At 39.3% G+C, this 12568-nt stretch carries 10 protein-coding genes; 7 read left to right on the top strand and 3 right to left on the bottom strand.

Annotation, left to right across the window (positions count from 1 at the left end):
* Position 1: 1 nt before the first annotated feature.
* The 3 genes from JXQ92_RS08315 to JXQ92_RS08325 are packed head-to-tail and all read right to left on the bottom strand — an operon-like array spanning position 2 to position 2206.
* Positions 2 to 835 carry a polysaccharide biosynthesis/export family protein gene (locus tag JXQ92_RS08315; RefSeq protein ID WP_421986137.1) on the bottom strand — a complete coding sequence of 278 codons (834 nt, stop codon included), beginning with the start codon at positions 833 to 835 and terminating at the stop codon, positions 2 to 4.
* Complete coding sequence (kdsA, locus tag JXQ92_RS08320) at positions 828 to 1676, bottom strand: 3-deoxy-8-phosphooctulonate synthase (RefSeq protein WP_421986138.1); 849 nt, start codon at positions 1674 to 1676, stop codon at positions 828 to 830. The genes JXQ92_RS08315 and kdsA overlap by 8 nt, the downstream gene beginning before the upstream one ends.
* A complete protein-coding gene (locus JXQ92_RS08325) occupies positions 1676 to 2206 on the bottom strand; it encodes a KdsC family phosphatase (protein WP_421986139.1) in 531 nt (176 codons plus the stop codon). Before JXQ92_RS08325 ends, kdsA begins: the two co-directional genes overlap by 1 nt.
* 103 nt (positions 2207 to 2309) lie before the next feature.
* Between JXQ92_RS08325 and JXQ92_RS08330 the strand changes: the two genes are divergently transcribed.
* The 7 genes from JXQ92_RS08330 to JXQ92_RS08360 all read left to right on the top strand — a co-directional run bounded on the left by JXQ92_RS08330 (position 2310) and on the right by JXQ92_RS08360 (position 12558).
* Complete coding sequence (locus JXQ92_RS08330; protein ID WP_421986140.1) at positions 2310 to 4730, top strand: penicillin acylase family protein; 2421 nt, start codon at positions 2310 to 2312, stop codon at positions 4728 to 4730.
* Positions 4727 to 5089 carry a hypothetical protein gene (locus JXQ92_RS08335; RefSeq protein ID WP_421986141.1) on the top strand — a complete coding sequence of 121 codons (363 nt, stop codon included), beginning with the start codon at positions 4727 to 4729 and terminating at the stop codon, positions 5087 to 5089. The genes JXQ92_RS08330 and JXQ92_RS08335 overlap by 4 nt, the downstream gene beginning before the upstream one ends.
* Positions 5086 to 6990 (top strand): phosphoglycerate dehydrogenase, encoded by a 1905-nt coding sequence (gene serA, locus JXQ92_RS08340; RefSeq protein ID WP_421986142.1) that lies wholly within the window; start codon positions 5086 to 5088, stop codon positions 6988 to 6990. Before JXQ92_RS08335 ends, serA begins: the two co-directional genes overlap by 4 nt.
* A 112-nt stretch (positions 6991 to 7102) precedes the next feature.
* Positions 7103 to 8830 (top strand): amidohydrolase, encoded by a 1728-nt coding sequence (locus JXQ92_RS08345; protein WP_421986143.1) that lies wholly within the window; start codon positions 7103 to 7105, stop codon positions 8828 to 8830.
* A gap of 451 nt (positions 8831 to 9281) precedes the next feature.
* The gene (locus JXQ92_RS08350; RefSeq protein ID WP_421986144.1) at positions 9282 to 10475 is read left to right on the top strand and encodes an MFS transporter; all 1194 of its coding nucleotides are present in this window, start codon (positions 9282 to 9284) and stop codon (positions 10473 to 10475) included.
* A complete protein-coding gene (locus JXQ92_RS08355; protein ID WP_421986145.1) occupies positions 10468 to 11547 on the top strand; it encodes an aminotransferase class V-fold PLP-dependent enzyme in 1080 nt (359 codons plus the stop codon). The genes JXQ92_RS08350 and JXQ92_RS08355 overlap by 8 nt, the downstream gene beginning before the upstream one ends.
* A gap of 90 nt (positions 11548 to 11637) precedes the next feature.
* Positions 11638 to 12558: a universal stress protein gene (locus JXQ92_RS08360; protein WP_421986146.1), complete on the top strand. Its 921-nt coding sequence runs from the start codon at positions 11638 to 11640 to the stop codon at positions 12556 to 12558.
* Positions 12559 to 12568: the final 10 nt, after the last annotated feature.

The raw sequence follows: 12568 nt of genomic DNA on the forward strand, positions 1-12568 counted from the left end.
ATTATCTTGTCAATACGCCAATAACAACGGCTGTCCCTGATATCACACTTACGATTGTAGCAAAAGTCTGCAATGCGGTTTGTCCAGTTCCTAACTCTCTGATTTTCAATGGAGGCACATAAATAATATCATCCGGCTGTAAGAAGAACTTATCTGTTTCCAGAAAATCCCTAGAGGTCACGTCAATTTCATGAATTCTTATGCCCTCTGGATACTGACGCAATATCTGAACATGACTCCTATCTGCATTAATGGTAAGGTCACCTGAGGCAGCAATTGCTTCAAAAATATTTGCCTCATACACCCGAAGCAAATTTGGACCTTGAGTCCTAACTTCTCCAAAAATGGTATAAGGTATTCCACTTAACTTAACCCCTACTAATATATCATTAACCTCTTCTTTCTCTCGTATCTGCCTTTCAATCTCGTACTTAAGTTCAGAGGTAGTTAAACCCGCCGCCTGAACCCTTCCCAGTGCATTAATCTCAATATTTCCATCTTTATCTATGTTGTAGCCAGTCAAATATGGATTCATTTGTCCATTTTGATTGTTCTGATTATTACCACCCAAACCACTATTGGGCCTAGCAAAAATTGGATAGAACTTTTCAACAGCTTTTTCAATACCGCTGTAAAAGTTAATCAAGAGAATATCATTTGGCTGCAGCCTATAGTCAACACGCTGAACAGCTATAAGCTTTTCATTTTCAAGTCTTTCTGCTCCACTTTTATTCTGTAAGTAGACAACTTTCTCGTTAGGAATGCAACTAGATGCGAGTCCGCAAATGAACAGGAGTAAAACTACTTTCTTTATCAATATCTTTCTTTCAATCATTTAAATCTATTTTAGCTTGCTGTCCTAGATCAAACGCTTGTTTAGACATTGTCAAGAATTCATTCATTTTGTGTAGTGGGACCATGTTTGGCCCATCACTCAAGGCTTTGGATGGATCTGGATGTGTTTCGATAAAGAAACCATCTACTCCAACTGCACCAGCTGCTCTGGCTAGATAAGGTGCGAACTCTTTTTGTCCACCGGAACTACCACCAGCGCCACCGGGCTGTTGAACGCTATGCGTTACATCAAAAACCACAGGAGCATATTGTCTCATAGTTGGTAATGCGCGCATATCAACGACCAAATTGTGATACCCAAAAGAAACTCCTCTTTCAGTTAAGCAAACTTTATCATTGCCTGTAGACTTCACCTTATTGACAGCATACTGCATGTCTTCTGGTGCCATAAACTGGCCACGTTTAATTTTAACGGTTTTTCCTGTTTCTCCTGCTGCCACTAATAGGTCAGTTTGTCTGCATAAATAAGCCGGAATTTGCAATGCTTGCGCCACGTCACTCACAGGTTTAGCTTGATTAGGCTCGTGAATGTCGGTGACTATTGAAAGGTCAAATTCGCGTTTAATCTTGTCTAATACGCTCAAACCTTCGTCTAACCCTACTCCTCGAAATGAATTTACAGAAGTTCGGTTAGCTTTATCAAAAGATGCTTTAAAAATAAACTGAATATTGAGTCGTTCGCAGGTTTCTTTGAGGGATTCTGCTACTCTAGCACATACCTCATAAGTCTCGACTGCGCAAGGTCCAGAGAACAGCACCATTTCTCCATGTCCAATCACGATATCATCAGCTATATTAAAGCTTTCTTTGAATTTTTCCATCATTGTTTTTTCAAAATTAAATCGTATGCCCCAGTCGATTCTAGGATTAAATCTGCGAGTTCCCGCAGTGCTCCTTTACCGCCAGCTGATTCTAACACTAAATCAACTTCATTTTTAACTTTATAGTGCCCATCAGCGGGAGTTGCACTTAAGCCAACCACCCTCAATACGGGTAGGTCATTAATATCATCGCCTATATAAGCCACTTCTTCGGCAGAAATCCTTCTCTTTGTCATTTCTTTAAAGAAAACATTGAATTTATCGCTGATCCCGTGGTGGTGAAAATCTATCTTAAGCTCTTCACACCTGTTCCGAACCACCTTCGAATCTCTTCCTGTGATTACCCCTGTGAGAATCTTGTTGTTTCTCAAGTGCTTTATTATCTGACCATCCTTAACATTGAAGCTCTTAAACTCCATGCCACGATTATCATAAGTGATTTTACCATCGGTGAGTACGCCATCTACATCGAATACGACGGCTTTTATTTTTATTGCCTTTTTCTTGATTTCAGGCGAGATGTCCTTCATAATTGAGTTTAAACAAATGTATAAGTAAATTGGAGTTTGACCCAATTCCCTCGATTGGGAATCTAATTTATTATATTCACTTCATTAATCTCTATTCTCTTTTATGAAGATATTCAAACTCCTCCTTTCCTTAATTTTTACCATAGGAATTTTCTATGGCCTAAACACAAAGTTTGGCACATTCCCTCCTTTTGGAAAATTTCTCGACCCATCGAATGGCATTTGGCAAAATGAGGGCAGTTCCGCAGAGTCTGAAAGCATACTGAGCATTGAAGGCTTAAAGTCAACGGTAAGCGTTCATTATGATGAACATTTAATACCACATGTTTTTGCTCAAAATGATGAAGATTTATATAGAGCCCAAGGATATATCACTGCTCAGCATAGACTTTGGCAACTTGAATTTCAAACACATGCGTCAGCCGGAAGGCTTTCGGAAATTGTTGGAAATGCTGCCTTGGATTTTGATAGAGGGCAAAGAAGAAAAGGAATGGTTTTCGGTGCAGAAAACGCTCTAAAGGCTATGGGTGAATTTCCAGATCTTATAAAAAACTTAGAGGCATATCGGGATGGAATCAATAGTTATATTGAAGGCTTGAGTCCTTCCGAGTTTCCTGTAGAATACAAGTTGCTAGACTACCAACCTGAACCGTGGACACTTAAGAAAACGGCCCTTCTATTAATGTATATGACTGATATGCTGGCTGGTGGTGATTCGGATTTTGAATACACGAATTTTTTGAAAAAGTATGGTAAAGAAAGATTTGATTTTCTATTTCCTGATTTTTTCGAAGAAAATGATCCTGTGATCCCGACCAACCGAGCATGGACTGATTTTGAGCAAGTTGAGTTACCAGAAGTTCCGGAGGTAAATACTCCGAGTAGTCTTGTAGCTGGCCTTTTACCAAAACCACATCCGGATAACGGAAGTAATAACTGGGCTGTTGGACCTTCAAAGTCATTAACCGGGAATACCGTCTTAGCAAATGACCCTCACTTGGGCTTAAACCTACCTTCCATTTGGTATGCCATGCAACTAGCAACACCAGAAAAAAACACTTTCGGTGTAACACTACCAGGTGCCGCTGGAATCGTCATTGGTTTTAACAATGATATTTCTTGGGGTGTAACTAATGCCACAAGAGATGTAAAAGACTGGTACAAAATCACTTTTAAAGATGAAAAGCGCGATGAATACTGGTATAATAATGCTTGGACAAAAACTGATAAGAAAATTGAGGAGATCATTCTTCGTGGAGAAAAAACTTATTACGATACTGTGGTCTATACGCACCATGGGCCTGTTACTTATGATGCAAGCTTTAAAGGAAAGGAAGGCTTAATCGGTTTTGCCATGAAGTGGGCAGGCCATTTAGGGGGCAATAACCAACTAACCCTACTGGAGCTTAATAAAGCAAAAAACTATGATGACTACGAAAAGGCTCTAAAACATTTTGTTGCCCCTGCCCAAAATTTTGTATTTGCGTCTAGGGATGGAGACATTGCCTTATGGGTACAAGGTAAGCTTCCGAATAAGTGGAAAGGTCAAGGTAAGTTTTTGCTTGATGGCAGCAATATCGACCATGACTGGAAAAGTTTTATCCCTCAAGAACACAATGCTCATGTTAAAAATCCCACTCGTGGCTTTGTGAGTTCTGCCAACCAACATCCGACTGATTCAACTTACCCTTATTATGTTTTTAACGATGGCTATGAAACCTATCGGAACAGAGTCATCAATGATTTCTTTCGATCAAAAGACAAGTTTGGCATTCAAGACTTTAAGAACCTTCATAACAACAACTTCAATCTAAAAGCAAAGGAGCTTCTGCCACATATGATTGTTAACATGGACGTAAGCAACCTTGATCAGCTAGAGAGTGCTATTCTTGAGGAGGTGAAAAATTGGAATTATGTTAATGACATTGACCAGAAAGGAGCTACAATTTGGGAAAGATGGTGGATTCGGGTTAGGAATTTGGTTTGGGACGAGTTAAACGATGCTTCAAAACCTATGCCTTATCCATTTACATATCAGACAATCTATTTACTGAAAAATCATCCAGAAGATCCTTTTATGGACATACAAGAGACGAGTGAGGTAGAAACTGCACCAGATCTATTTTTGAAAGGTTTTAAAGCGGCAGTAAAGGATATTACCAATTGGGAAGAAAATAATGGGAGTTATGATTGGGGTGAATATAAGTCTACCTACGTAGGTCACCTTCTACAAGGACTGCCTGCATTTTCGAGATTCAACCTTCCTATAGGTGGAAATAGTGGTATAGTAAACGCTACAAGTAAAAACCATGGCCCTTCATGGCGAATGATTGTAGAAATGTCAGATCCGCCAACCGCATTAGGAATTTATCCCGGCGGACAATCTGGTAATCCAGGTAGCAGGTATTATGATGATTTAGTTGATACTTGGGCTAACGGAAAATATCTACAGCTCTTATTTATGCAAAACGAAGAGCAAAATCAAGAGATCGTTTTTACTCACACTTTAAATCCAAAGCAATGAAAAAACAAACCTACAATTTCATCACAACCATTGCTTTAGCATTAATCTTGTCACTCTTTCTACCTTGGTGGTCAATAATGGTAGCGGGTTTCTTATCTGGTGCAATCGTTCGCTTACGAAAAGCTTCTACATTCTTTGTTCCATTCCTAGCAATAGCCTTATTTTGGATGGTAAATGCATGGCTTTTAAGCAGTGCCAACGACTTCATTTTGGCTAAAAAAGTATCGGAATTAATCGAACTAGGTGGAAATCCTTACATTCTTATTTTAGTGACTGGTGTAATTGGTGGACTAGCTGCTGGAGTAGCTGCAATTTTTGGAAATCAATGTAGAGCTGCATTTAGTGCAGAAAATAAATGACCTCGACGGAATCAACCAACCAACATTTTGTAATAGATTTTGATAGTACTTTCACTAAAGTTGAAGCCCTTGATATTTTAGGAGAAATTTCTTTGGCCAACCACCCTGAAAAAGAAGAAAGACTAAAGCTTATTCAAGAAGTTACGGACAAGGGCATGGCTGGAGAAATGTCTTTAAGAGAATCGCTTGAAGCTAGAATTAATATTCTGGATGCTCACCAAAAGCACCTTAACGAATTGGTCAATCGTTTATCGCTGTTAGTTTCGAAATCAATCAGTAGAAACATAAATTTCTTAAAAGAAAATGCGGCCAATACTTATATTGTTTCGAACGGATTCAAAGAATTTATCACACCTGTGGTGACACAGTTTGGCATAAAACCAGAACATGTATTTGCCAATGATTTTGTTTTAGATAAAGACGGTAAAATTGTTGACTTTAACCGTAACAATATCCTTTCTGCAAACGGCGGAAAAGTAAAACAAATCAAAGAATTAGCATTAAAAGGCAACGTTAACATGATTGGCGACGGCTATACCGATTATGAAGTGCGGAAAGAAGGAGCTGCCGACAATTTTTATGCCTACACCGAGAATATCGAAAGGGGCAGTGTTTCAATGCACGCCGACCATATTGCCCCTAGTTTTGATGAAATTTTATTCCATAAAAAGATGAGTGGAGCCCTATCCTACCCGAAGAACAGAATCAAGATGTTATTACTTGAAAATGTTCATCCAAAAGCCTTTGAAAAACTAAAAGAAGATGGTTTTGATGTCGAAAATTATCCTGCAGGTCTTGACGAGGATGAGTTATGTGAAAAGATTAAAGGAATTCATGTCCTAGGTATTAGATCTAAAACACAAGTCACAGCAAAGGTTTTAGAACATGCTGATAAGTTAATGGCTATTGGAGCTTTCTGCATCGGAACAAATCAAATCGATTTAGAAGCATCTGTGAAAAAGGGGGTTGCGGTTTTTAATGCACCCTATAGCAATACGCGATCCGTTGTGGAATTGGCCATTGCGGAGATAATCATGCTTATGAGAGGCATTCCTGATAAAAACGCAGATATGCATCGGGGGAAATGGTCAAAGACAGCAACCAATAGCTTCGAAATTCGAGGTAAAAAGCTTGGAATTGTTGGTTATGGAAACATAGGCGCGCAATTATCAGTACTTGCGGAAAATCTCGGCATGCAAGTACTTTATTATGACATGGAAGAGCGATTAGCACTAGGCAATGCAGTAAAATGTCACACGCTAAATGACTTGCTCGCATCATCTGATGTTGTTTCACTGCATGTAGATGGTCGACCAGAAAACAAAAACATCTTTAGGGCGGAGCATTTCGATAAAATGAAAGACGGTGCCATATTTTTAAATTTAGCAAGAGGACCAGTCGTAGATATTAAAGCCCTTAAGGCTGCTATAGAAAGTGGCAAAGTGAGAGGTACTGGCGTTGACGTGTTTCCTGAAGAGCCCAAGAGCAATAATGATCCTTTTGAATCAGAATTAAAGGGGCTACCTAATACAATTCTTACCCCTCATGTAGGCGGTAGCACACAAGAAGCACAAGAAAATATTGGTGACTTTGTACCTAGTAAAATGATGGATTACATTAATACAGGGAATACCACTCTCAGTGTAAACTTTCCTAATCTCACTCTGCCACCGCTTGAAAATGCTCATCGACTTATTCATATTCATGCCAATAAACCTGGTGTATTGGCTAAAATCAATAATGTTCTCGCCGATCATGAGGCCAATATTGTAGGCCAATACTTAAAGACTAATGAGTCTATAGGATACGTTATTACTGATATCAATAAACAATACGATAAAGACTTGGCGAAAGCACTAAAAAAGGTAGAGCATACCATAAAATTCAGAGTACTTTATTAGGTATTAAGCAATTATTTGTCCCCTCTGAATAATACGATACCATTACACATCAATAAGATTGCAGTATTCGCGAAAATGAACTAGTTTCTCGGCAAGAATAGAAACCAGAACTATGAATATTTTAATCAAAAGACTACTCGCTTTAAGTGCAGTAGCAATTTTCATCACCTTCCAAGCTTGTTCACCTAAGCAAGGACCAGATAAAGTTTTTATTAATGGAACTGTTTATACTGTAGATGCCGAAAATTCGACCACTCAAGCAGTGGCGGTTAAAGGTGGAATGATAACAGCCGTCGGTTCAACAGAAGAAATTTCAAAACTTGTAGGTAAAAACACTAAAATTATAGACCTACTTGGCAGAGCCATGACCCCTGGCTTTATAGAGTCTCATGCACACCTTATGGGGATTGGTTATAATAAATTGGAGCTAGACTTAATGTATGTAAAAACATACGACGAACTAGTTGAAAAAGTAGCAGAAGCGGTTGACAAAGCAGCACCTGGCCAATGGATTACTGGTCGCGGATGGCACCAAGACAAATGGATTGAAAAGCCAAAAGTAATGGAAAATGGTTTCCAAACACATGACCAAATGAGTGCTGTAAGCCCAGATAACCCTGTGTATTTGAGACACGCTAGCGGACATGCATCCTTTGCCAATGCTAAAGCGATGGAACTAGCTGGAGTTAACCGGTTAAGTATTGAAAGCCTTTCAGGTGACGTAGAAGGCGGTGAAATCATTAAAGACAAATTGGGCAACCCAACAGGAGTTTTCACAGAAAGAGCTTCTAGTTTAGTTGGGAAATTAGTACCTGCTGAAACTGAAGAAAGAGCAGAACAAGCACTAGAAATGGCTATTCAGGAACTTCTTGAAAAAGGGATTACTAGTTTCCATGATGCTGGATCAGGACAAGCATTTATTGATAGATTACTCAGATTTAAGGAACAGGGTAAGTTAAAAGTAAGACAGTATGTAATGCTTACAGGTAGGCAGCCAGAACTACTAGAAGAATGGTACAAAAAAGGTCCTATGGTCGACCCTGACCACATGGTAACCGTACGTTCTATTAAGCTGAACTGCGATGGCGCTTTAGGACCAAGAGGTGCTTGGTTACTTGAAGAATACACGGATAGACCAGATCATTTTGGTCATGAAACTTTGCCAATTGAAACGGTAAATGAAGTTTCCGAAAAAGCTTTAGCATCAGGATTTCAAGTATGTTCCCATGCTATTGGCGATAGAGCTAACAGAGAAATCCTTGATCGCTATGAAGCATCATTCAAAAAATATCCAAATATAAATTCGAAAGATGTTCGCTTTAGAATTGAGCATGCACAACATCTTAATGGTGATGACATTGCACGTTTCGGTGAAATGGGGATTATTGCGGCAATGCAAGCCGTGCATATGAGTTCTGATCGTCCTTGGGCAATCGATCGGCTTGGTAAAGCTAGAATCGAAGAAGGTGCTTATGTATGGCAAAAGCTTCTTCAATCAGGTGCAAAAATCATAAATGGAACAGATGCTCCAGTTGAACCTGTCGATCCACTTCCTTCTTTCTTTGCATCTGTAGCTAGAAAAACGCTAAAAGGTTTACCCGAAGGCGGGTTTGAACCGGACCAATCGATGTCGAGAGACGAAGCTTTAAGGTCCTTCACCTTAGATGCTGCATTTGGAGAATTCGACGAGGATTTTAAAGGCTCCATTGAAGTAGGTAAAGCAGCTGACTTTACCGTTTTCGACAAAAACATTATGACCGTTCCTGAAATGGAAATACTTGATACCAAAGTAGCCATGACGATTATTGCTGGCGAAATAATGTACGATTCAGGTAAGTAGAAGAATAAGAAAGCCTTAACAAAAAATGCCTCCAGTTTCCGAATTATCGGAGCGGAGGCATTTCTATATTAACCCATAAAAGCTCAGAGGTTGATTGAACCTCATTTAATAGACAAGATTTGGGCTATCCTAATGCTCGCAACAGTCCACTGTTATCCTTTTCCGAAGAATGAGGCACCGATAAATCGGTGTGAGGCCTTGTTTTGGGCGGGATTCACCCGGTATTTAAGTTATAATTGTAAAGTTCAAAAACTGGTCTAAGCTTAAATGGGAAGTCTTTGTCAATACTTGTTATACAAACATAACACCTCTTTGGTTTCAGAAAAACACTTTTATCTAACAAAAGTGTTACAATTTTAATTTTACCTGCGTCTATGTTCAAAACAAGCAAATCGATATTTGAACAAGAATTTCTTAGCTTGCAACCTTGAAAACAGAATAGTCACTCGCTTTGAGCCTTAGTACAAATAAAATTTTCACAAAGGACTTTACACTCCATTTCATATCCTATTTCCTGATGGCCACAGCGTTTTATTTCCTGTTGCCAACTCTTCCTGTTTATGCTGTCAATGCGCTGGGAGCAAACAAAAATCAGGTAGGGTACATCATTGGAGTCTATGCGCTTTCAGCACTAATTATCCGACCATTTTGCGGCTACGCACTCGATGCTGTTGGTCGAAGATCTGTATACTTATGGGCCTTAGCCATTTTCACAGTCCTTATGGGGCTCTATCACCTTTCCTCAACCTTTATCATTCTTCTTATCATAAGAGCTATGCATGGTTTTGCTTGGGGCACTATTACTACCGGGGGAAGTACTATTGCAGCCGACCTAATCCCTGAAAACAGAAGAGGCGAAGGAATTGGGTATTTCGGGCTGGCTATGACTATGGCTATTGCTCTGGCCCCTTATGGCGGGGATCAGATCATGGGACAAAATAACTTCTCGAACCTTTTTACAATTGCATTTATAGTTTCATTGGCCTCTCTTATTCTAGCATTATTCATAAAAGTGCCAAAAATAAAGACTGGTGAAACTAAGATTAGCGTTGGCAAAATGTTTGATAAGCGCGTGAATAGGATCGCAATCGTTATGATGACGGGTGCTTTCCCTTATGCGGCTATTATATCATTTATTAGAATCTACAGTGATGAGCTCGGGCTAAAACAAGGAGCACTCTTTTTTATTTTCATGGCTATTGGGGTAGCTATTGCACGGCTTTCTGTTGGGAAAATAATGGATAAACATGGCCCTTCCCTACTAGTGACGATTGGTCTTTTGGTAACTGTGGGTGGACTTATTTGGCTGGCCTATGTAGATAGTTTTTGGCCATTTATGATGGTAGGCGTTCTCGTTGGCATTGGTAATGGTATTATCATGCCTACCGTTCAGACTATGGCGTTGAATATGGTTCCTTTGGACCGCAGAGGCGCAGCAAACGCAACCTTCTTCTCTGCAGTTGACCTAGGGATAGGCTCAGGTTCTATTGCACTAGGTTATGTTGCAGAATATTATGGCATTTCCATGATGTTTCTAATCTGTGGTTTCATACTTTTATTTCCACTAGCCTTCTACTTCCTTTTTGTTCGAAGGCACTATTTTGAACATGTAGCTATCCTAAAAAAGGATCAAGAGAATGCCTAAAAAGATATTTTTCACCCCAGGACCATCTGCTCTATATTTTACAGTTGAAGAACACTTGAAACAAGCCATGCGCGATCAGGTGATGGAAATAAATCACCGCAGTGCACAAGCAGAAGGCTATTTCGAAACGGCCGTTGGCAACCTAAAGGCTTTAATGAACATTCCGGAAGAGTATTCTATATTCTTCCTAAGTTCTGCAACAGAAGTTTGGGAAAGGCAATTACAAAACTTGGTAAACACCAACTCCTTTCACTATTGTTTTGGCGCATTTTCTAACAGGTTTTATGATTTCGCCAAAGCCAATAAACTTAATGCTGTTCAGCAAACAGCGCCATTCGGTGAATTGCCTGACACTAATCCAGATCTGATTCCTGAGAACATCGAGTTAATAGGAATTACACTTAATGAAACCAGCACAGGAGTTTCATTTCCATTAGAAGATATTTACAAAATTAGAGAAGCCCGTCCGAATGCACTTATTGCTGTAGACGGTGTTTCAGCATTTCCTGTTTCCGAGCTTGATTTTTCTAAAGTTGATAGTGCCTATTTCTCAGTGCAGAAGTGTTTTGGCTTGCCAGCTGGTTTAGGCGTTTGGGTGGTAAGCCCTCGGGCGGTCCAAGCTGCAGAAGCTAAGAAGAATCAGGGGGTTATCGGCACGTATCAAGCACTTCCTAATTTGGTAAAAAATGCAAAAAAGCATCAGACCACGTTTACAGCAAACGTACTTGGCATATACCTGCTTTCGAAAGTGAGTCAAGATATGCTAGAAAAAGGAATTGACGTGATTAGAAGAGAGTCAGGCTATAAAGCGGCTCTACTCAACCATATGGTAGATGCTCACCCCAGCTTAGAACACTTTGTTGCCGAAAGAAGTCTTAGATCTAAAACTGTCACTGTCGCCAATACTAAGGGAGATTCGCAAGCGATTATTGATACACTTGCTAAAAAAGGTTTTGTGTTAGGAAACGGGTATGGAAAATTTAAAGGCAAACAAATTAGAATAGCATCATTCCCTACCCATTCTAAGGAACAAATGGAACTTTTAGTTGATGTACTTAATGCTTCGATCTAACCAATTTGTATGTTATGACTTGTTTTATTAATACAATTCTTATTTTCACAGTAAGGATAAGTGTTAATTTTGCAATGAACTTTTGATTCTATGCCAGCAAGAGAAAGAATAATGGTTTTAATGGATACTTCAGATGCGGACAGGACGCTATTGGAGTTTTTAGAAATTATTGCCACCACCAACGAGACTAAAGAAATTCACTTCTTTAACAGCATCAGCGAAATGAAAATTCCTGATGCCGTATTAAAAGAGTTTCCTGAAATTAAAGAAAAGTCTATTGCTGAACGGAAAAGCAAAATAGAAACATTAGCCAAATCCATACTTAGTTCAGACTTGGTGGATAAAAGTACAGTTCATATACAGGAAGGTGCCCCTTCGAAAGCAATTTTAAAGTTTGTAGAGAAGAAGGACATTGACTTGATTATTATGGGACGCCATAAAAACTTTATCGGTGGCGGTGTACTCTCCAATAGGCTAGCCAGAAGAGCGGCTTGTTCCTTATTTATTATCCCTGAAGGCGTTTCACCAAAAACGAGCTTACTTCATGTACCTTGTGATTTCTCGTCTCACTCAAAAATTGCAATGGAAGAAGCGATTCGAGTGGCTAGAAAATACAAGGATGTAAAAATTATATGTCAGAACGTATTTACCGTACCAGGTGGATACCATTACTCGGGAAAAACTTATGAGGAATTTGCTGAAGTAATGCGGGCAAATGCTAGAAAAGACTATGAGAAATTCATGTCAGAAATTGATCATGAAGGCATAGACCTTGAAGTAGTTTACTCGCTTGATACGAATGATAACCCTGTGACTGACATAATTGAATTTGCTCAGAAAAACGACCCAGGCGCTATCTTTATTGGTGTTAAGGGTAGAACTTCAACTACCGCATTATTTATAGGAAGTAGAGCTGAGCAACTGATTCAATACAATAGCGAAATTCCTATGATGGTAGTAAGACCTAAAGGTAAAAATGCTGGTATTATCGACTTGATCAAGGAAATCTAAACGCTCCTTT

Origin of the sequence: Roseivirga sp., from assembly GCF_049099775.1 — a bacterium.
Lineage (GTDB): Bacteria > Bacteroidota > Bacteroidia > Cytophagales > Cyclobacteriaceae > Roseivirga.